18 protein-coding genes are annotated in these 21363 nt (G+C 59.4%); 14 read left to right on the forward strand and 4 right to left on the reverse strand.

The genetic code is table 11. The features are described from left to right. Positions 1 to 15 precede the first annotated feature (15 nt). Entirely contained in the window at positions 16 to 2061 is a 2046-nt protein-coding gene (locus HBN68_RS07255; protein ID WP_169963592.1) for a S9 family peptidase, read from the reverse strand. Between the two features lie 100 nt (positions 2062 to 2161). Between HBN68_RS07255 and HBN68_RS07260 the strand changes: the two genes are divergently transcribed. The 6 genes from HBN68_RS07260 to HBN68_RS07285 all read left to right on the forward strand — a co-directional run bounded on the left by HBN68_RS07260 (position 2162) and on the right by HBN68_RS07285 (position 6578). After that, on the forward strand, positions 2162 to 2656 hold the full coding sequence (locus HBN68_RS07260) for an MFS transporter (protein ID WP_169963591.1): 495 nt from the start codon (positions 2162 to 2164) through the stop codon (positions 2654 to 2656). A gap of 36 nt (positions 2657 to 2692) precedes the next feature. Next, positions 2693 to 3469 (forward strand): class II glutamine amidotransferase, encoded by a 777-nt coding sequence (locus HBN68_RS07265; RefSeq protein WP_094992360.1) that lies wholly within the window; start codon positions 2693 to 2695, stop codon positions 3467 to 3469. A 12-nt stretch (positions 3470 to 3481) separates the two neighbouring features. After that, complete coding sequence (locus HBN68_RS07270) at positions 3482 to 4015, forward strand: DUF2937 family protein (RefSeq protein ID WP_094992359.1); 534 nt, start codon at positions 3482 to 3484, stop codon at positions 4013 to 4015. Positions 4016 to 4207: 192 nt separating this feature from the next. After that, positions 4208 to 4957: a 5-oxoprolinase subunit PxpA gene (locus tag HBN68_RS07275; protein ID WP_169963589.1), complete on the forward strand. Its 750-nt coding sequence runs from the start codon at positions 4208 to 4210 to the stop codon at positions 4955 to 4957. Beyond that, positions 4954 to 5658, forward strand: coding sequence for an allophanate hydrolase subunit 1 (locus tag HBN68_RS07280; protein WP_169963587.1), 705 nt, complete (start codon positions 4954 to 4956; stop codon positions 5656 to 5658). Before HBN68_RS07275 ends, HBN68_RS07280 begins: the two co-directional genes overlap by 4 nt. Further along, positions 5655 to 6578 carry a biotin-dependent carboxyltransferase family protein gene (locus tag HBN68_RS07285; protein ID WP_169963585.1) on the forward strand — a complete coding sequence of 308 codons (924 nt, stop codon included), beginning with the start codon at positions 5655 to 5657 and terminating at the stop codon, positions 6576 to 6578. Before HBN68_RS07280 ends, HBN68_RS07285 begins: the two co-directional genes overlap by 4 nt. A gap of 30 nt (positions 6579 to 6608) precedes the next feature. Here the strand turns inward: HBN68_RS07285 and HBN68_RS07290 are convergent, their stop codons facing one another. Both HBN68_RS07290 and HBN68_RS07295 read right to left on the reverse strand, forming a co-directional pair. After that, entirely contained in the window at positions 6609 to 7787 is a 1179-nt protein-coding gene (locus HBN68_RS07290) for a VWA domain-containing protein (protein WP_169963583.1), read from the reverse strand. A 19-nt stretch (positions 7788 to 7806) separates the two neighbouring features. Further along, positions 7807 to 8652, reverse strand: coding sequence for a MoxR family ATPase (locus HBN68_RS07295; RefSeq protein ID WP_094992354.1), 846 nt, complete (start codon positions 8650 to 8652; stop codon positions 7807 to 7809). Positions 8653 to 8863: 211 nt separating this feature from the next. Between HBN68_RS07295 and cysK the strand changes: the two genes are divergently transcribed. From cysK to HBN68_RS07310, 3 genes are all read left to right on the forward strand, one after another. Next, positions 8864 to 9838 carry a cysteine synthase A gene (gene cysK / locus HBN68_RS07300; protein ID WP_094992353.1) on the forward strand — a complete coding sequence of 325 codons (975 nt, stop codon included), beginning with the start codon at positions 8864 to 8866 and terminating at the stop codon, positions 9836 to 9838. A gap of 273 nt (positions 9839 to 10111) precedes the next feature. After that, on the forward strand, positions 10112 to 11050 hold the full coding sequence (locus HBN68_RS07305; RefSeq protein WP_169963581.1) for an aspartyl/asparaginyl beta-hydroxylase domain-containing protein: 939 nt from the start codon (positions 10112 to 10114) through the stop codon (positions 11048 to 11050). Positions 11051 to 11369: 319 nt separating this feature from the next. Then, positions 11370 to 12233: a DMT family transporter gene (locus HBN68_RS07310; RefSeq protein WP_094992351.1), complete on the forward strand. Its 864-nt coding sequence runs from the start codon at positions 11370 to 11372 to the stop codon at positions 12231 to 12233. Between the two features lie 61 nt (positions 12234 to 12294). On the opposite strand, the gene HBN68_RS07315 is transcribed toward HBN68_RS07310, so the two are convergent. Continuing rightward, positions 12295 to 13179, reverse strand: coding sequence for a DMT family transporter (locus HBN68_RS07315; RefSeq protein WP_094992350.1), 885 nt, complete (start codon positions 13177 to 13179; stop codon positions 12295 to 12297). Positions 13180 to 13314: 135 nt separating this feature from the next. On the opposite strand from HBN68_RS07315, the gene aceK reads away from it, so the two are divergent. The 5 genes from aceK to HBN68_RS07340 all read left to right on the forward strand — a co-directional run bounded on the left by aceK (position 13315) and on the right by HBN68_RS07340 (position 21322). Further along, complete coding sequence (gene aceK / locus HBN68_RS07320; RefSeq protein ID WP_094992349.1) at positions 13315 to 15024, forward strand: bifunctional isocitrate dehydrogenase kinase/phosphatase; 1710 nt, start codon at positions 13315 to 13317, stop codon at positions 15022 to 15024. A gap of 165 nt (positions 15025 to 15189) precedes the next feature. Beyond that, positions 15190 to 19101, forward strand: a complete 3912-nt coding sequence (gene hrpA, locus HBN68_RS07325; protein ID WP_094992348.1) for an ATP-dependent RNA helicase HrpA — start codon at positions 15190 to 15192, stop codon at positions 19099 to 19101. Positions 19102 to 19305: 204 nt separating this feature from the next. Next, positions 19306 to 20427: a beta-ketoacyl-ACP synthase III gene (locus HBN68_RS07330; protein ID WP_094992347.1), complete on the forward strand. Its 1122-nt coding sequence runs from the start codon at positions 19306 to 19308 to the stop codon at positions 20425 to 20427. Positions 20428 to 20483: 56 nt separating this feature from the next. Continuing rightward, positions 20484 to 21086 (forward strand): RNA polymerase sigma factor, encoded by a 603-nt coding sequence (locus HBN68_RS07335; protein ID WP_169963579.1) that lies wholly within the window; start codon positions 20484 to 20486, stop codon positions 21084 to 21086. Further along, positions 21080 to 21322, forward strand: a complete 243-nt coding sequence (locus HBN68_RS07340; protein WP_169963577.1) for a zf-HC2 domain-containing protein — start codon at positions 21080 to 21082, stop codon at positions 21320 to 21322. The genes HBN68_RS07335 and HBN68_RS07340 overlap by 7 nt, the downstream gene beginning before the upstream one ends. Positions 21323 to 21363 lie beyond the last annotated feature (41 nt).

Consider the following 21363-nt stretch of genomic DNA (forward strand, 5'->3'; position numbering starts at 1 on the left):
GGTGCGGGCTGTTGGTTAAATGCCCAGCACCTTGAACACAAATGCGTATTCCAGCGCCACGTCGCGCAACGCCTGATAGCGTCCGCTCATACCACCGTGGCCAGCGTCCAGTTCAGTCTTGAGCAGTAACAAATTGTCGTCTGTTTTGCTGGCGCGCAATTTTGCCACCCATTTGGCCGCCTCCCAATACTGCACGCGGCTGTCGTTGTACCCGGCAATGACCAGCATCGCGGGGTAAGCCTGTGCCCGAACGTTTTCATAAGGCGCGTAAGCCTTGATTCGCTCATAGACGTCGGGCTCCTGCGGATTTCCCCATTCGTCATACTCGGTAACGGTCAACGGCAAGTCAGGGTCGAGCATGGTGTTGAGCACGTCGACAAAAGGCACCTCGGCAATGGCCGCCTTGAACAGCTCGGGGCGTTGATTGAGGACAGCACCGATCAACAGGCCGCCTGCGCTGCCGCCACTGATGACCAGTTGCTCGGCCTTGGTCAGCCCTTGAGTTATCAAATGCTCCGCGCACGCGATGAAATCGCTGAAGGTGTTGTGCTTATTCTCCTGCTTGCCTGCGCGATACCAGGCTTCACCCAGCTCGCCGCCGCCCCGTACGTGAGCGATCGCAAACGCCACGCCGCGATCGAGCAGGCTCAGGCGCGCATGGGAGAACCACGGGTCGAGGCTTTCGCCATAGGCGCCGTAACCGTACAGGTACAGCGGCGTCGGCTGGCCAAGGGCGCTGCGCTTGACCACCAGGCTGATCGGCACCTGTGTGCCATCAGGGGCGGTAGCCCACAGGCGCTGGCTGACGTAATCGTCGGGATTGAACGGACCCAGTACCGGGGTTTCCTTGAGCACGTATTGCTCGCCAGTACTCAGCGTCAGTTGACGCACGTGCGCGGGGCGGTTCAGCGCCTCATACCGCAGGCGGATATACGGGTTGTCAAATTCAAGACTGTCTTGCACATACAGGCTGTAAGCCGCATCGGGTAATTGCACGCGATAGGGCGTTCCACCGTGCGGGCGGATTTCGATGATCGGCAGCCCACCTTCGCGCAGGCTTAAACACAGGGCGTTGGCATTGAGGGTCAGGCCTTCGAGCATGACCTTGTCGTCGTGGGCGATCAGCAACTGCCAGGCCTCGCGGGTCGGCGTAGACCCTTGAGCGTGATACAGCGCAAAGTTGATGCCGTCCTGATTGGTGCGGATAAACCAGCTCCACTGACCTTGATACAGCCCGTGATCGACGCTGTAATCGTGGCCTTCCACACGTGGCGCGAGGCAACGGAACGGGCGTGTCGGGTGATCGGCATCCAGAACCCAGTTCTCACTGGTGGTTTTGCTGTTGAGCAACAGGATGAGCTGGTGCTCTGAGCTGGAGCGGTAGCAATGCAGGAAAAAACGGCCATCCGGCTCGTGGAATACGTCGTGCGCGCCCGATTCTGTGAGGGTGTGGCGCAACAGTTTGTGCGGACGATGGGTGTCGTCCAGGGTTGCGAAAAACAGCGTCTGGCTGTCATTGGCCCACGTCATGCTGCCATCGCAGTCCTCGAACGGCAGCTCGGTCACCGTGCCGCTGGCGAGTTCCTTGACGAACAGGCGGTAGGTTTCTTCGCCGCTGGTGTCGAGGCTGTAAGCCAGCCGCTGATGATCCGGGCTGATGCTGAACGCGCCCAGAGATAAAAAACCGCCCTCGGCCAGCGCATTTGGGTCCAGCAGCAATTGCTCCGCTGTTTCGTCTACCTGCTGGCTGTCGTCGGCCGGACGCGGGCAACGGAAATGACGGGGGTATTCTTCCCCTGCCTGGGTGCGGGTGTAGTACAGATAAGGGCCCCAAGGCGACGGCAATGAAAGATCGGTCTCGCGAATGCGGCCCTTGATCTCCTCAAACAATGCTTCACGTCGCCAGGCTTCGTCAGCCAACTGGGCTTCCTGATACTGGTTTTCCGCTTTCAGGTAATCCAAAACCTCTTTGCTGTCGCGGTTTTGTAACCACGCATACGGGTCTGAACCTTGAAGCGTGGGTGCGACTGGAGCGCCATTTGCGTAGGTAGATTCGGTCATTTAGTGCTCTCGGAAACCTGAATGAAAAGACGCCGTGCTGACGGCGGGGCAGCCGCACTGGCTAAAAGCCGTTATCATAGCGCCTCATTGCCTGCCGACCATGGATACCATGACCGAGAACGACTATCTGATCGCCTGGGGCCTTTATGCCTTAGCCGCTTTGGGCTGCCTGCTCGTAGGGTGCCGCCTGACCCGCTTCATGTGGCGCTGGTTGCGTGAACCGTTGCGGGTGCTGATGGCCGTGCTGCTGTTCAGTCCGACCATCATTGACCCTGTCAAAGAAAAGTTTGCACCTGCGATCGCCATCACCGCCCTCGATCTGGCGTTCAAGGTGGGCAACAACGCATGGCGGGCCGTGTCCGACCTGTTGATGTACACCATCATTGCGTTTTGCCTGTACGGGCTGTTTGTGCTGATTCGCTGGCCCATTGAGCGCGCGAGCAAAGCCCGACGTGCGCAAGCGGCGGCGGCCGAGCAGGCCCGCCAACACGACCCTGAAGACGATCAGCCCTTCGGTACTGCTGGAGACGACCGCTACGGCCGTCCGGTAACGCCGCGGGTCAGCGGTACTACCCGGGTTGAACCCAGGTTGTAACTTTTTTCCGTCGAGCCTGAATGCGAGAGTGCGAGCGTGTGTGAATTACTGGGCATGAGCGCCAACGTGCCGACCGATATTGTGTTCAGCTTCACCGGCCTGATGCAACGCGGCGGGCGTACCGGCCCGCACCGCGACGGCTGGGGCATTGCATTCTACGAGGGGCGCGGGCTGCGTCTGTTTCAGGACCCGGCTGCCAGTTGCGACTCCGAAGTCGCACTGTTGGTCCAGCGCTACCCGATCAAAAGCGAAGTGGTCATTGGCCACATCCGCCAGGCCAATGTCGGCAAGGTCTGCCTGTCCAACACCCATCCGTTTGTGCGCGAACTGTGGGGGCGCAACTGGTGCTTCGCCCACAACGGTCAGTTGGCTGACTTCAATCCGGCCGTCAGTTTCTATCGGCCGATAGGCGACACCGACAGCGAGGCCGCCTTTTGCGACGTGCTTAATCGGGTACGCGAAGCGTTCCCGGAGCCGGTGGACGTCGAAACCATTCTCCCGGTGCTGGTGGCGGCGTGTGCGGAGTATCGCGGCAAAGGCGTTTTCAACTGCCTGCTCAGTGATGGCGACTGGTTGTTTTGCTATTGCTCGACCAAACTGGCGCACATCACCCGTCGAGCGCCCTTTGGCCCGGCGCGGCTTAAAGATGTCGACGTGATCGTGGATTTTCAGGCAGAAACCACCCCCAATGACGTGGTGACGGTCATCGCCACCGAACCGTTGACCGAAAACGAAACCTGGACGCGCTATGCGCCGGGCCAGTGGGGCTTGTGGCGACGCGGCGAATGCGTCAGCCAGGGCACAACCGAATAAGGATGGGCAAGCATGTTCCTGAGTTACCTGCGGTTGGTGTTGTTCACCCTGGGCTTGTTGATCGGCGTGCAAGTGCCGGGTTTTATCAATGACTACGCCAATCGTGTGGAAGCTCACCTGATTGAAGCGCAAACCGGTTTGGCCGGGTTTCAAAACACCGCCAACCAGTTTTTCAACGGCGACTTGCAAGCACTGGTGGCGCACTATCAGGCCAGCGAAGACCCAGTGTTTCGCAGCGATGCGTCAAGCCTCAATACATTGTTGACCCGTCAACGCCTGCTGGATAACCAGTTCCAGGCCATGCAAGGGCCGTGGTACATGCGCGCCCTGCAAGTGGCATATGCGGCAGATCCTGCGATTCGTCAGGAAACCTTCGACGCATACACCTATCAGGTGCTGCTGTCGCCCACCGCCATTGGCTGGGCCATGGCCGGGGCTCTGCTGTTTTCCTTCGTCATCGAAGGGGTGTTGCGGCTCATTGATTGGGTGGTGCTGGGCGGCAAGCGTCAACGCGAACGCATTGCGCGCCGTGAGCGCAGTTACTGAGCCTCTAAACCCGTCGTGGCTGCCTGAGCCGGCCATTGCGCCCCGGCGGTTCGGTAGCCGCTAAATAGCGGCCCCCACGGCAATCAATTTTTTTTATCCCGGTGTCTGGCTTTTATTAGTTGGACGAACAGCGTACGCCTGTCGAAAAATGTCCTACTTCTAAATTATAAAAAACACCACAGGAGCATCATCGTGAGCCGCCTGTTATTGAACTGCGACATGGGTGAAAGTTTTGGCAGCTGGACCATGGGCCTGGATGCCGAGGTGATGCCCTTCATTGATTGCGCCAACATCGCGTGCGGCTTCCATGCCGGTGATCCGGGGATCATGCGCAACACCGTGGCGCTGGCGCTGGCGCACGGGGTGCAGATCGGCGCCCATCCGGCGTATCAGGATCTGGCAGGATTCGGCCGCCGCTCCATGGCTTATACCGCGCAGGCGTTGCAAGACCTGTTGCATTACCAGATCGGCGCCCTGGATGGCATCTGCCGTGCTCAGGGCACTCGCGTCAGCTACGTCAAGCCCCACGGTGCGCTCTACAACGACATGATGGCCAACCCCGAGCAGTTGCGCGCGGTGGTGCAGGCTGTTGCGGCCTACGACGCGAGCCTGCCGCTGATGCTGATGGCGACCCGTGATAACAGCGTCGCACACGCCATCGGCGATGAGTTTGGCGTCACCCTGTGGTTTGAAGCGTTTGCCGATCGCGCCTATGACGCGGCCGGGCACCTGGTCTCGCGTCAACTGCCGGGCGCGGTGCACCACGAGCCGCAGCGGATCGTTCAGCAAGCGTTGACCCTCGCCGCAGGCCAACCGCTGACAGCGATTGATGGCAGCCCCTTGCACCTGCACGCTCACACGTTGTGCGTGCATGGCGACAACGCCAGTTCGGTGGCCGCCGTGCAGCACATCCGTATGGCCCTGAACGGGCAATCGGCATGAAGCCGCGTATTGAGGTGGCAGCCATCGACTGCCTGATGTTGCGGCTGTTCGACGAGATTGCTGAACACAACATGCCGTGGATGCTGGCCGCCACAGAGCGGGTGCGCAGCGGCTTTGCAGGTTTTCTGATCGATCTGGTGCCGTCCTACACCACGTTGATGATTCACTACGACGGGCTGGCGCTGAGCTCGGCCCAGGCGCGCGAACTCATTCATCAAGCAATGACCGACCTGCAACCCGAAACCCGGGACCGTGGCCAATGCCATGTGTTGCCGGTGTGGTACGACCTGAGCGTCGGGCCCGAACTGATGTTGCTGGCGCAGCGCACGGGGTGGTCGCAGCGCGAAGTGATTCGCCGTCACAGCGAGCGTCCGTATCAGGTGTTCGCGCTGGGGTTCGCCCCCGGTTTTGCCTTCATGGGGCTGGTGGACGAGGTGCTGGCTGCGCCACGCCTCAACACGCCGCGTAAACGGGTGGCAGCGGGCAGTGTCGGGATTGCCGAACGCCAGACGGCGGCCTATCCGGCCCAGTCGCCCGGCGGCTGGAACCTCATCGGGCGCACGCCGGTCAGGCTGTTTGACCGGGAGCGAGAGGGGTACAGCCTGTTGCAACCCGGCGACCGCGTGCAGTTCGAGCCAATCAGTCATAGCGAATTCATCCGCCTGGGCGGCGACGACACCCCACAGGAGCCCTTGGCATGAGCCAATTGTTGATTCAGGCCAGCACCCCGTTATGCCAGTTGCAGGATGCAGGGCGTTTTGGGGTCCGGCATTTGGGCGTGACCCAAGGCGGTGCGGCCGATTGGCAGTCGATGACGTGGGCCAACTGGCTGTTGGGCAATGAGCTGGAGGCAGCGGTGATTGAAATCACCCTGGGCGGTTTTAGCGTAATGGCTCAGTGCGATTGCACGTTAGCGCTGGCGGGCGCGGACCTGGCCGCCACTGTGGATGGCCAGCCGCTCAAACCGTGGCGCAGTTTCAGCCTGCGCCAGGGGCAGACCCTGTGTTTCGCGCAGCCACTCGACGGTGCTCGAGCCTACCTGGCCGCGCCGGGAGGCTTCGACGCGCCGCGTGTGTTGGGCAGTTGCGCCACGGTCGCCCGGGAGCAGTTGGGTGGGCCGGATGGCAGGGGGAATGCGCTGGAGAAAGGCGCCGAACTGGGCTTCAGGAACGCCCGGCCGGCATTACGTGAAATGAATCACGCCTGGATTCCCGCGTTCACCGGCGTCCCGTTGCTGGACATGATCATGGGCGCACAGATCGGCGATTTCAGCGGGCAAAGCACGTTCGACGCCTTCAATTGCCCGTGGGTGCTCGACAGCCGCGCCGACCGCATGGGCATCCGTTTGCTGGGGCCGACGCTGGTGTATCAAGGGCCACCGATGATTTCCGAAGGGATTGCGTTGGGGGCGGTGCAAGTGCCGCCAGATGGCCAGCCCATCGTGTTACTCAATGACCGACAAACCATTGGTGGCTACCCGCGACTGGGGGCATTGACGCCGCTCTCATTGGCGCGGCTGGCACAGTGTTTGCCGGGGCAACGTGTGTCGCTGCACCCGGCCACGCAGGAAGCCGCGCAGCGCCAACAGGTGGAATGGATGCAGCGCGTCAAGCGCGTCTGAACTTCACCCCGGCGAGGAGGGTGCGTTGCTTCATTTCGCCAAAAAACGCATCCCTTCTTCTAGCCCCTCCAGCGTCAGCGGGTACATGCGGTCTTCAATCAAATCCCGCACGATGCGTGTTGAGGCGGTGTAGTTCCACGTGTCTTTGGGGTACGGGTTGATCCAGATGAGCTTTTTATATTTCTCCATAAAACGCTGCATCCACAGGTAACCCGGTTCTTCGTTCCAGTGCTCCACGCTCCCCCCGGCATGGGTGATTTCGTAAGGGCCCATGGCCGCGTCGCCAATAAAGATCACTTTGTAATCAGCGCCGTATTTGTGCAGCACGTCCTGGGTGGCAATGCGCTCAACCTGACGCCGCTGGTTGTTCTTCCACACCGATTCATAAATGAAGTTATGGAAGTAGTAGTACTCCAGGTGTTTGAACTCAGTCTTGCAGGCTGAGAACAGCTCTTCGCAGATCTGTACATGGGAGTCCATCGAGCCGCCAATGTCGAACAGCAACAGCAGCTTGATGGAGTTGCGCCGCTGCGCACGCATCTGGATATTCAGCAGGCCGGCGTCGCGGGCGGTGTGGTCGATGGTGCCGTCGATGTCCAGTTCATCTGCCGCGCCTTGGCGTGCGAATTTTCGCAAGCGGCGTAGCGCGACTTTGATGTTGCGCGTGCCCAACTCGACCTGATCGTCGAGGTTTTTATACTCGCGCTGTTCCCAGACTTTTGCCGCCTTGCCCTGGCGCGCTCCGGCATCACCGACGCGAATGCCTTCGGGGTGGTAGCCACCTGAACCGAACGGGCTGGTACCGCCGGTGCCGATCCACTTGTTACCCCCGGCGTGGCGTTCCTTTTGCTCTTCCAGGCGCTGCTTGAACGCTTCGATGAGCTTGTCCAGGCCCCCCAACGACTGGATCTGCGCACGCTCTTCATCGCTCAACGAGCGCTCGAACTCTTTGCGCAGCCATTCGTCCGGAATCAAGGCTTCAAGGTGTTGATTGAGGGTTTGCAGCCCGTTGAAATAAGCACCGAAGGCGCGATCAAACTTATCGTAGTGGCGCTCGTCCTTGACCAGAATGGTGCGCGCCAAAAAGTAAAATTCGTCCATGTCGGCGAAGGTCACCCGGTGTTTGAGCGCATTGATCAGGTCCAGCAGCTCACGCACCGAGACCGGCACCTTGGCTGCGCGCATTTCATTGAACAGATTCAGCAACATGCTTATCGCCTCGGGTCCATCAACGATTGCCGCGACGGCTCATGAACGCCAGGCGCTCAAGCAATTGCACGTCCTGCTCGTTTTTCACCAGCGCGCCCGCCAGCGGCGGGATGGCCTTGGTCGGATCACGCTCGCGCAATACCGCTTCGCCAATGTTGTCGGCCATTAGCAGCTTGAGCCAGTCCACCAATTCCGAGGTCGAAGGTTTTTTCTTCAGGCCTGGCACTTTGCGCACATCGAAGAACACGTCGAGCGCCTCGCTGACCAGTTCTTTCTTGATGTCGGGGAAATGCACGTCGACGATTTTTTGCAGGGTGGTGCGGTCCGGGAAGCTGATGTAGTGGAAGAAGCAGCGGCGCAGGAAGGCGTCCGGCAGCTCTTTCTCGTTGTTGGAGGTAATGATGATGATCGGGCGCACCTTGGCTTTGATCGTTTCGTCGGTCTCGTAAACGTAGAACTCCATCTTGTCGAGTTCTTGCAGCAAGTCATTCGGGAACTCGATGTCGGCCTTGTCGATTTCGTCGATCAGCAAAATCACCCGTTCTTCGGCCTCAAAGGCTTCCCACAATTTCCCTTTTTTCAGGTAATTGCGCACGTCGTGGACTTTGTCGACGCCCAGTTGGGAGTCGCGCAGGCGGCTTACCGCATCGTATTCATACAGGCCCTGATGGGCTTTGGTGGTGGACTTGATGTGCCAGGTGATGAGCTTGCAACCGAAGGACTCGGCCAGTTGCTCGGCCAGCATGGTCTTGCCGGTGCCGGGCTCGCCTTTGACCAGCAGCGGGCGTTCCAGGGTGATGGCCGCGTTGACCGCCAGCTTCAGGTCATCAGTGGCCACGTAGGCGCGGGTACCTTCAAACTTCATCTGCACATCCTCAAACCATAACCCCGGTCTGCACAGGGCAGGGCGGGTGACTAATAAAAAAGCATGTCCGACTATAACGCGGCACCCGCGTTGCGTGAACGCAAACGCCTCATTCAGTCTGTGAACGGGCCGTCACGGCATGACTGGACGCACGCGAACACGAAGCCTACCCTTGAAGCCTTTCCGAAAAGTGCATAAGGGACCCCCCGTCATGAGTCGCATTTTTGCAGATAACGCTCAATCCATCGGTAATACGCCGCTGGTACAGATCAACCGCATCGGGCCCCGTGGCGTCACTATTCTGGCCAAGATCGAAGGGCGCAACCCGGGGTATTCGGTTAAATGCCGGATAGGCGCCAACATGATCTGGGACGCCGAGAGTCGCGGTGTGCTCAAGCCAGGCATGACCATCATCGAGCCCACGTCGGGCAATACCGGTATCGGCTTGGCCTTTGTGGCCGCTGCACGCGGTTACAAACTGATGCTGACCATGCCTTCATCCATGAGCCTTGAGCGTCGCAAAGTGCTCAAGGCGCTGGGTGCCGAGCTGGTGCTCACTGAACCGGCCAAAGGCATGAAAGGCGCCATCGACAAGGCTGCTGAAATCCTGGCCAGCGACCCATCGAAATACTTTATGCCCCAACAATTCGAAAACCCGGCCAACCCTGCAATCCACGAAAAAACCACTGGCCCTGAAATCTGGAACGACACCGATGGGCGTGTCGATGTACTGGTGTCAGGCGTGGGCACGGGCGGCACGATTACGGGTATTTCGCGGTATATCAAGCACACACTGGGTCAACCGCTGATGTCAGTTGCCGTTGAACCCATCACTTCGCCAGTCATCACCCAGGCGCTGGCCGGTCAGGCAATTCAGCCTGCGCCGCACAAAATCCAGGGCATCGGTGCCGGTTTTGTGCCGAAAAACCTCGACCTGTCGATCGTCGATCAGGTCGAACTGGTCAGTGACGATGAGTCCAAGGTGATGGCGCGGCGCCTGATGGATGAAGAAGGCATCCTGTGCGGCATCTCCTGCGGTGCGGCCATGGCGGTGGCCGTGCGTATGGCTGAAAAGCCGGAAATGCAGGGCAAAACCATTGTCGTGATCCTGCCGGATTCGGGCGAACGTTACCTGTCGAGCTTCTTGTTCAGCGACCTGTTCAGTGAGCAGGAACTCGAGCAGTAAGACGCACTGTAGTTGCTGTTGCAGGCTGCGAAGGGGGAGTGCAAAGCGTTCTTGTGCACGCATCGCACCTTTCGCACCCTGCGTCTGCAACGGGCTTTGCCTGACTCACATCAAGCGATTTCCCCTCGGCTTATGCTATTTAATGCGCTGTTACGTAATGCTTAACACTGAATGTTGGATCACGCGGGTTTTGTCCTGCGCCGGTAGTGTTTATCATGCCCGGCTGCCACATCGGGCTATCGGTGCCGCACAGTTTTTTCGAGGAGTTGTTGCATGACCTTATCCTTCGCCATCAAGGCAGGGCTGATACTGCTGTTTGTCGGCAGCATCCTTTACGTGCATTTGCGCGGTAAGGCGCGTTTGCCGGTGTTGCGTCAGTTCGTCAACCACTCCGCTTTTTTCGCGCCGTACAACGCCTTGATGTACCTGTTCTCCGGTGTGCCTTCCAAGCCTTATCTGGACCGCAGCAAATTCCCCGAGCTGGATATCCTCAAGGACAACTGGCAGGAAATCCGTGAAGAAGCCATGCACCTGTTCGACGAAGGCTATATCCGCGCCGCCGAAAAGAACAACGACGCAGGTTTCGGTTCTTTCTTCAAAAAAGGCTGGAAGCGCTTTTACCTCAAGTGGTACGACAAGCCATTGCCTTCCGCTGAGCTGCTGTGCCCGAAAACCGTGGCGCTGGTCAACAGCATTCCTAACGTCAAAGGCGCGATGTTTGCGCTGTTGCCGGGCGGCAGTCACCTCAACCCGCACCGTGACCCGTTTGCCGGCTCGCTGCGTTATCACCTCGGGCTGTCGACGCCCAACTCCGATGCGTGCCGCATCTTTGTGGACGGCGAGGAGTACGCATGGCGTGATGGCGAAGACGTGATGTTCGATGAGACGTACGTGCACTGGGTCAAAAACGAAACCGACATCACCCGCGTCATCCTGTTCTGTGACGTGGAGCGCCCGTTGACCAATCGCATCATGACCCACATCAACCGTTGGGTCAGCGCTCAGTTGGGCAAAGCCACCGCGCCGCAAAACCTGGATGACGAACGTGTAGGCGGCATTAACAAAGCCTACGCATGGAGCAAACGCTTCAGCGATCGCTTCAGTGGCGTGGTCAAGCAGTGGAAACGCCGTAACCCCAAGCTGTACCGCATCTTGCGCCCGGTGTTGGCGGTGCTGGTGCTGGTGCTGCTGTGGCGCTGGTTGTTCGGTTAACGTATTGCAAATTGTATCGGGCGCTGGTTATAGTCGGCGCTCACTACCCTTCACAGCGATCAGCTCATGCCGGTTTCCCTTCCACGCCGCGTTGTCAATTCAGCAGTCACTGCTGACGCAGTGCCGTGTGCGAATCAGCAACCGGGGCAGATCAGTCACTATCCCCCTCCTGTCAGCAGCACTGTGGTGTACGTGGTCGTATCGCCACCGGGTGTTGTGACGGGCTGAGCCGAGTCGTCGGTTGCCCGTACCCGTCTGAAAACCACTGAACTTCAGCCTTGGCTGAGTTGGCTTTTTTGCCTGATGACAGGTGTTACTCATGTTTTCGATCTCAAAAGAATCCGCGCTGGCGGCTGCCTCCACCTGTGCGTTTGTGTTGCTGTGGAGCAGCGGCGCGATTTTCTCCAAGTGGGGGTTGGCCCACGCGTCGCCCTTCGCTTTTTTGTTGATTCGCTTTGCCATCGCGTTACTGGCGCTGGTGCTATTGATCCCGTTGCTCAAGCTCCAGCGTCCGCGAGGTGCTCGAGCGGTGTGGTATGCGTTGGTCACGGGCGCCGTCTTGCTGGGCGCCTACCAGATTTTTTATATGCTGGCGCTGGCTCTGCACATCACGCCGGGTGTGATGGCCACGGTCATGGGCGTCCAACCGATTCTGACCGCCGTGATCCTGGAGCGGCGCCAGTCCTGGAGTCGACTGCTGGGGTTGTTTCTGGGGTTGGCCGGGCTGATTCTGGTGGTCTATCAAAGCATCGGTCTGGCCGGGATGTCATGGCAGGGCATGCTATTGGCGGTACTTGCGTTGATGAGCATGACCCTTGGCACCCTGATGCAGAAGCGCATCACCGATAACCCGCTGGGCACCTTGCCGGTGCAGTACTTCGCCGGGTTGCTGGCATGTGCACTGTTTGTACCGTTTCAACCCTTCAGCATTCAGTACAGCGCGGGATTTGTGATACCGGTGTTGTGGATGGGACTGGTGGTCTCGGTGCTGGCCACCTTGTTGCTGTACCGGATGATTGCGCGGGGCAACCTGGTCAATGTCACCAGCCTGTTTTACCTGGTGCCTGCTGTCACGGCGGTCCTGGACTACGTGATTTTCGGCAATACCCTCGCAGCCTTGAGCCTGTTGGGCATGGCCATGATCATCGTTGGCCTGATGTTTGTGTTTCGTAAAACCGCGTAATCGCTGACCCAGGCTGCGAAGGGAGCCTTCGGCTTGCTTCGCAGCGTGCTTCATTCCTTTGTCAAAGCCGGGCGGGTCTGAGCACCAACCACAGCGCCACGGCGATCAGCAGCCCGCCATACACATGCGCCATCGACAACGGTTCGTCCAGAAACAGCGCGCCCCACAGCACGCCGAACGGCGGGATCATAAAGGTCACGGTCATGGACTTGACCGGGCCGATGCTGGTGAGTAGCCGGAAGTACAAAATGTACGCAAACGCTGTGCACAACAGGCCCAACCCCAACAGAGACAACCACACGCTCATCCCACCCCAACTGGCGGGTGGCTGATGGATCAGGCTGACCGCAAACAGCGGCAGCAGGAACAGCGTGGCCCCTAGCATGCTGCCCAGCGCCGAAAGTCGCGGGTCCAGGCCGCCTTGTTGATCCAGCCAGCGGCGCGCCAAAAAGCCGGCGAAACCGTAGCAGGTCGTAGCCAGCAAGCAGGCGAGGGCGCCCATCAGCAAATCCATGTCAAACGCGACAGGCCCCGCCCGGGTCAGAATACCCACCCCCAGCAGGCCCAAAAACACCCCCGCCATTTTGGTCAGCGTGAGTTTTTCGCTGAAAAACAGACCGCCAATCAACACCCCCATCAGCGGCGTGGTGGCGTTGAAAATGGCTGAGTACCCGGCAGGTAGCACTTGGGCTGCCACGGAATACAACGTGGCCGGTATGCCGGAGTTGATGACCCCGAGAATCAGCACCACGTTGAACTTGCCGCCGAAATTCCAGCTAACGCGCATCAGCGCCAGAATGACCAACAAGCCGGTGGCCGCGATGGACACACGAAAAAAAGCGGTCGGTAGGGAGCCGAGAACCGGTGCGATTATCCGCATAAACAAAAAGCTGGCGCCCCAAATGCCTGCTAGCGACAGCATGCGCACGATATCGACGAGTTTCACGGTTGTTTCCTTACGCGTTTTGTGGCGGGCAGTGTAGGGGATGCAGCGCACAAGGCAATGGTTGCGTCTGGTAACAATTGGCCTCTAAGCTCAGGCGAACACCCCCATCAACGACGTTCGTGCAGAGGTTCACCCATGCCCCGTACCTGGCCGGCTGACGCCATCGCGACACTGATTCTCGATGGCTTCGATGATTACCGTGAGCACTTTCGGCACATCACTGACGGTGCCCGTGCCCGTTTTGAAGGTGCGCTGTGGCAGGACGCGCAGGAGGCTTCAGCGGCACGGATCAACCTCTACGAGCAAAAAGTCAGTCAGGTCAGCCAGCGCTTGCAATCGGCGTTCGGTGAACAGGGGTTGCTGGACGCCAGCCAGTGGCCGTTGGTCAAGCGCGCTTACATCTGGCTGATTGACCCGCGGCTGGACGATGAGTTGGCCGAGACGTGGTACAACTCAACGTTTTGCAGCCTGTTCAGCCACGACCTGATCAGCGACGAGTGCATGTTTATTCACACCACGCGCCCGGCCTTGCGTCAGCCGCGGGCCGCACAAACCCGGACATATCGCCCTGCAGGGCAGTTAAGCCTCACACTCACGCAGATCTTCAGTGACTTTGCGTTCAGCGAGCCGTACGCCGATTTACCAGAGGATGTGCGAAGGCTGGAAGTACACCTGCGTGAAAATCTGCCCGACTGGGTGTGCAAAGACCCGGACATGCACATCGAACTGTTTGGCTCGGTGTTGTATCGCAACAAAGGGGCCTACTTGGTGGGGCGTCTGTACACCCGCGACGAACAGTGGCCGCTGGTGATCCCGCTGCTGCACCGCGAAGGACGGGGCATTCAGATTGACGCCTTGATCACCGATGAAGCCGAGGTGTCGATCATCTTCTCCTTCACCCGTTCGTACTTCATGGTCGACGTGCCAGTGCCTGCGGAGTTTGTCGGCTTTCTCAAACGCATCCTGCCGGGCAAGCACATTGCCGAACTCTACACCTCCATCGGTTTTTACAAGCACGGGAAGTCCGAGTTCTACCGCGCCCTGATCAACCACCTGGCCACCACGGATGACCGCTTCATCATGGCCCCCGGCGTGCGCGGCATGGTCATGACCGTGTTTACCCTGCCGGGCTTCAACACCGTGTTCAAACTGATCAAGGACAAGTTTTCACCCTCGAAAAACGTCAACCGGGCCACGGTCATCGAGAAATACCGGCTGGTCAAAAGCGTGGATCGGGTCGGGCGCATGGCCGACACCCAGGAGTTCGCGGATTTCCGTTTTCCGCTCAGCAAGTTCGAACCCGAATGCCTGGCCGAACTGTTGGACGTGGCTCCCTCCACGGTTGAAGTTGAAGGCGACACGGTACTGATTCGACACTGCTGGACGGAGCGGCGCATGACCCCGCTCAACCTGTACCTGGAACACGCCAACCCCGCGCAAATCCGTGAAGCCCTCGACGACTATGGGCTGGCGATCAAACAACTGGCGGCGGCCAACATCTTCCCAGGCGACATGCTGTTGAAAAACTTCGGTGTCACCCGCCACGGCCGAGTGGTGTTCTACGACTACGACGAAATCTGCTTTCTGACCGAAGCCAACTTCCGCCACATCCCCCAACCGCGCACCCCTGAAGACGAAATGGCCAGCGAGCCGTGGTATTCCATAGGCCCGCTGGACGTGTTCCCCGAAGAGTTTCCGCCGTTCCTGTTTGCCGATGCCCGCCAGCGCCGTTTGTTCGACGAGCTGCACGGCGAGATCTACGACGCCGATTACTGGAAAGGCCTCCAAGCCTCCATCGCGTCTGGCAAGGTGATGGACGTGTTTCCTTATCGGCGTCGGGGGTGAGGGTATCGGACGACCTTGCACCTCTCAGAGAATTTGACAGGGTTGGCGTTTTTTGACGCCTCGTTGCTACCTTAAAATTAGCCCCGTTTTGCTACAGATTCGTGCTTGGCACCCTAAATCTGCGACAATCCGCCCCCTGCATTTACCAAGACTTTTACGCACCTGATGACTGACGAATCGCCTGCTATCGACAAGCTGTTGAAAAACCTCGATCACGCCATGATTGCCGACCGCCACAAGCTGCGTCGGCAGTTGCACGAGCTGCGCAAAAAACCGGACGACGCCAAGCTGGCAGCCTGGGTAGCGCGGGTCGAGGCGTCGTGCGCGCAGGTGACAGCGCGGGCGGCCAGTGTGCCGTTGATTCGCTATGACGAACATTTGCCGATCGCCGCCAAGCGCGATGAGATCAAGGCCGCGCTGCTCAAGCATCAAGTGCTGATTCTGGCCGGTGAAACCGGTTCGGGCAAAACCACCCAGTTGCCGAAAATCTGTCTGGAAATCGGGCGCGGTCAGCACGGTTTGATTGGCCATACGCAGCCCCGGCGCATCGCGGCCCGAAGCGTGGCCAGTCGCGTGGCCGAAGAGCTGGGTACGCCGTTGGGCGCGCTGGTCGGCTATCAGGTGCGGTTTGAGGATCAAAGCGATTCCAACACGCTGATCAAATTGATGACCGACGGGATTCTGCTGGCCGAAACCCAGCACGACCGCTTTCTGGAACGCTACGACACGATCATCGTCGACGAAGCCCACGAACGCAGCCTGAACATCGATTTTTTGCTCGGTTACCTGAAAATCCTGCTGCCCCGGCGTCCGGACCTCAAGGTCATCATTACGTCGGCCACCATCGATCTGGAGCGTTTTTCCAAGCACTTCAACGATGCGCCCATCGTGGAAGTGTCTGGCCGCACGTTCCCGGTCGAGACCTGGTATCGCCCGTTGACCTCGGAGCAGGACGAGGAGGGCAACAGCGTCGAAGAGGACTTGAGCGTCGATCAGGCGATCATTGCGACGCTGGACGAAATTGCTGCCCATGAACGCCATGAGCGCAAAAGCCCCGGCGACGTGCTGGTGTTTTTGCCCGGCGAGCGTGAAATCCGCGATGCTGCCGATATGCTGCGCAAAGCCCAGCTCAAGCACACTGAAATCCTGCCGTTGTATGCCCGACTGTCTCCGGCCGAGCAGCAGCGGATCTTCCAGTCACACCCTGGGCGCCGCGTGGTGCTGGCGACCAACGTGGCGGAAACGTCCCTCACGGTGCCGGGCATTCGCTACGTGATCGACAGCGGCACCGCGCGCATCAGTCGCTACAGCTACCGGGCTAAAGTCCAGCGTTTGCCGATCGAAGCCATTTCCCAGGCCAGCGCCAATCAGCGCAAAGGCCGATGCGGGCGGGTTGAGCCGGGGATTTGTGTGCGTTTATACGCCGAAGAAGACTTCAACGGGCGCCCGGAATTTACCGATCCCGAGATTCTTCGCACCAACCTCGCTGCGGTAATCCTGCAAATGCTGCACTTGCGTCTGGGGGAAATAACCGCATTCCCGTTCATCGAACCGCCAGACGGCAAAGCCATCACGGACGGCTTCAACCTGTTGCAGGAGCTGTCCGCGGTCAACCGCGAGAACCAGCTGACTCCACTGGGGCGCCAACTGGCGCGCCTGCCGGTCGACCCGCGCATGGGGCGCATGCTGCTTGAAGCGGCGAAGCTCGGCAGCTTGCAGGAAGTGTTGATCGTGGCCAGTGCGATGTCGGTGCAAGACCCGCGCGAACGTCCACCGGAGCGTCAGCAGGCGGCCGATCAGGCCCACGCGCAATGGAAGGATGTGGATTCGGACTTTGCGGCGCTGATCAATGTGTGGCGTGGTTTTGAAGAGCAGCGCCAAGCGCTGACCGCCAGCCCTCTGCGCAACTGGTGCCGCAAGAACTTCCTGAACTACCTGCGTTTGCGCGAGTGGCGCGACTCTCACCGCCAACTGAGCCTGATCTGCCGTGACCTGCAACTGTCGGTCAATAAAGAACCGGCGGATTATCCGAAACTGCACAAAGCCGTGTTGTCGGGTTTGCTCAGCCAGATCGGACAGAAGTCAGAAGACGGCGATTATCTGGGCGCGCGTCAGCGTCGATTCTGGATTCACCCGTCTTCGGGGTTGGGCAAAAAACGCCCGCAATGGTTGATGACCGCCGAACTGGTGGAAACCACCAAGCTGTATGCGCGCATGGTGGCCAAGATCGAACCGGACTGGATCGAGCCATTGGCCGGGCATCTGGTCAAAAAGAATTACGTTGAGCCGCACTGGGAGAAAAAACGCGGCCAAGTGGTGGCATTTGAGCAAATCACGCTGTTCGGTTTGATCGTGGTGGGCCGTCGCCCTGTGCATTACGGGCCGATTGACCCGGTGTTGTCCCGCGAGCTGTTTATCCGCGAAGGCCTTGTACGCGGTGAGATCCAGTCGCGGGCCAAGTGCCTGGCGGCCAATGCCCGGTTGCTGGAACAGCTCGACGAACTGGAGGCCAAAGCCCGCCGTCGTGACATTCTGGCGGACGAAGAGACGCTGTTTGCGTTCTACGACGCGCGCTTGCCCGCCGAGATCCATCAGACCGCGACCTTCGACAGCTGGTACCGGGTCAACAGCCAGAAAGACCCGCAGCTGTTGATCATGCGAGAAGAAGACGTGCTGGCCCGCGAGGCCACTGAAATTACCGCCCAGCATTACCCGGACACGTTGCGGCTGGGGGAGTTGACGCTGGAACTCAGTTATCACTTTGAGCCCAATCACCCCCGTGACGGCGTGACAGTCAAAGTGCCAGCGCCGCTGCTGTCTGTTCTGCCGCCCGAGCGCCTGGAATGGCTGGTGCCGGGGATGATCGAGGCCAAGTGCATTGCGTTGGTGCGCAGTCTGCCCAAGGCTTTGCGCAAAAACTTCGTGCCGGTGCCGGACTTCGTCAAGGCTGCCTTGCAGCGTATGGAGTTTGGTCAGGGCTCGTTGCCACAAGCGCTAGGACGTGAACTGCTGCGCATGACGGGCGCGCGGGTCAGTGATGAGGCGTGGGCCGAGGCCGCGCAGCAGGTCGAAAGCCATCTGCGGATGAACCTGGAGATCGTCGACGCCAATGGCAAGTTCCTTGGCGAGGGTCGCGATCTGGCCGAACTGACCGCGCGATTCGCTGAAGCCAGCCAGGCCGCCCTTGCGGTGCCGCAGAGCGCCAAAAGCCAGCAGCCCGTGGAAGCAAAAGTATTTGCCCCGGTGGCGGAGAAAACCCAGCAAAAGATTGCCGGTCTTTCAATGACGGTGTACCCGGCGCTGGTAGAAGAGGGCAATACGGTCAAGGAAGGTCGATTCTCGACCCCGGCCGAGGCGGAATACCAGCATCGACGCGCCTTGCAACGCTTGTTGATGCAGCAGTTGTCGGAGCCTGCGAAGTTCCTGCGGGGCAAGTTGCCGGGGCTGACCGAGCTGGGCTTGCTGTACCGTGAGTTGGGACGGGTCGACAGTCTGGTGGAAGACATTCTGCTGGCCAGCCTCGACAGCTGCATTCTTGAGGGCGAGGCCGTGCTGCCTCGTGATGGCGCCGGGCTGGCTTCGCTGGCCGAGCGCAAGCGCGCAGGCTGGACGGAGCATGCGGAGAAACTGGCGAAGCTGACGTTGGAGATCCTCACACTGTGGCACGGCCTGCAAAAGCGTTTCAAAGGCAAGATCGACCTGGCCCAAGCCGTGGCGTTGAATGACATCAAGCAGCAACTGAGCCATTTGGTGTACCCGGGATTTGTTCGGGAAACCCCGCCGATGTGGCTCAAGGAACTGCCGCGTTACCTCAAGGCCATTGAGTTGCGCCTGGAAAAACTGCCGGGTCAGGTGCAAAAAGACCGGGTGTGGAGTGGCGAACTCGGCGGGCTGTGGGCGCAGTATCAGGCCCGAGCAACCAAGCATGCGCAGGAAGGCAAGCGCGACCCGCAACTGGAGTTGTACCGCTGGTGGCTGGAAGAATACCGGGTGTCGCTGTTCGGTCAGCAGCTGGGCACCAAGGTGCCGATTTCTGACAAACGCCTGAGCAAGCAGTGGAGTCAGGTAGAGGCTTAACCATCCCCCTGGCCCCTTTACAGGGTCAGGGGCATCATTGCGGCTATAACGCAAATGTTGCCGTTTATGGCAAACTTCGCGGCTATAACATCCAGACACGAACAGGACCCAAGGCACTTCACTTCCCTTGTCCGGGGTGAGTCCTTTTATGATTTGGTACGAAAGTACCAATATTTTCTGCTTGAACAGAACAGAGGAACGACCGTGCATAACGTCGTCATCAGCGGCACCGGCCTGTATACCCCGGCCAACAGCATCTCCAACGAAGAGCTGGTGCAGTCTTTCAATACCTATGTGCAACAGTTCAACGCCGAACACGCGGCTGCCATCGAGGCCGGTGAGATCCAGCCTCTGGCTGAATCCAGCGCGGCCTTTATCGAAAAAGCGTCCGGCATCAAAAGCCGCTTTGTGATGGACAAGGACGGCATCCTTGACCCGCAGCGCATGCGCCCGCGCTTGCCGGAGCGCTCCAATGACGAAATGTCGGTGCTCTGCGAAATGGCGGTTGGCGCGGCGAAACAGGCGTTGGAGCGCGCAGGCAAAACCGCTGCCGATATCGACGGTGTGATCGTGGCGTGTTCCAACTTGCAACGCCCGTACCCGGCCATTGCTATTGAAGTGCAACACGCGCTGGGCATTCAGGGGTTTGGTTTTGACATGAACGTCGCCTGCTCGTCCGCGACCTTCGGTATCCAGACCGCCAGCAACAGTGTGCAGTTGGGCCAGGCCCGCGCGGTGCTCTTGATCAGTCCGGAAGTGTGCACCGGCCACCTGAACTTCCGTGACCGCGACAGCCACTTCATCTTTGGTGATGCCGCCACGGCGGTGGTCATCGAACGTGCCGACCTGGCAACCTCTGCGCATCAATTCGACATCGTTAGCAGCAAGTTGCTGACGACCTTTTCGAACAACATCCGCAATAATTTCGGTTTCCTCAATCGCGCCTCGGACGAACCTGCTGACAGCCCGGACAAACTGTTCGTGCAGGAAGGGCGCAAAGTGTTCCGTGACGTGTGCCCGATGGTGGCCGAACTGATCGGGCAGCACCTGGAAGAAAACCAGCTGGACGTGGCGCACGTGAAGCGTTTCTGGCTGCACCAGGCCAACCTGAGCATGAACCACCTGATCGTCAAGCGTTTGCTGGGGCGTGAAGCCTCCGTTGAAGAAGCACCTGTGATTCTTGATACCTACGCCAACACCAGTTCGGCGGGGTCGGTGATTGCCTTCCACAAATACCAGGACGACTTGCCCGGCGGCGCGCTGGCCATTCTCAGTTCGTTCGGTGCGGGCTACTCCATCGGCAGCGTGATCTTGCGCAAGCGTTAATCCCGTCGCAGGGGCGTTGCCCGCGTGTGGCAGCGGCCCTGCAATTGTGAGGCCTGATGGCTGACTCTGAACTGCTTTCCCGCCTGTTGGCCGGTGAAGAACGCGCGTTTCGCGAACTGGTCAGCACCTATCAAGGCGCCATGCGTGCCGTGGCGTTTGCGATTGTCGGCACCCGTCACGCCGATGAAGCCGTGCAGGACGCCTGGCTGTCGGTCGTGCGCAACCTGGATGGATTCGAAGGCCGTTCCAGCCTGAAAACCTGGTTGCTGACGATCACGGCCAACGCTGCCAAAAACCGTTACAAGCAGAACCGGCGCGAAGTGCTACTCGATGACCTGCCGTCGCCCCACGGCAGTGTTGACGATGACCGTTTCTCCCGTGATGGCCATTGGCTGTTGGCGCCGTTTGCCTGGCATCAGGACACCCCGGAAGCCTTGCTGACTGAGGACGAACTGCGCGAGTGCCTGGAGCACACGCTGCTCAGCCTGCCGCAGTTGCAAAACAGTGTGCTGGTGTTGCGTGAGCGCGAGGGGTTGGCGCTGGAAGAGATTTGTAATCTGCTGCAGATAACGCTCTCTAATGCCCGGGTGCTGATACATCGGGCCCGGCTTAAAGTCTTTGCGACGGTGGAGCATTTCGAGGAAACCGGTGAATGTTGACCTGCAAGCAGCAAGTAGCGCGTTCAAGTGACTATCTGGATGGCCAGTTGACCTTTCGTGAGCGGTTGCTGGTGCGTCATCATTTACTGTTTTGCCCCAACTGCCGTCGGTTCATCAAGCAAATGCGGTTGCTCAATGCCACCCTCAAACGCTTGCCGCAGGCACCGCCAGCGGATCTGGAGGCGACGATTGAGCGAATGCTGCGTGAGCGGTCGGGTCACAAACAAAGGGATTAAAGACAAGGCGCCGTCGACGGATGAGAGGGGATCGACGGCGC

The sequence above is a fragment of the Pseudomonas sp. WS 5078 genome, assembly GCF_012985745.1.
Classification (GTDB): Bacteria; Pseudomonadota; Gammaproteobacteria; order Pseudomonadales; family Pseudomonadaceae; genus Aquipseudomonas; species Aquipseudomonas lundensis_A.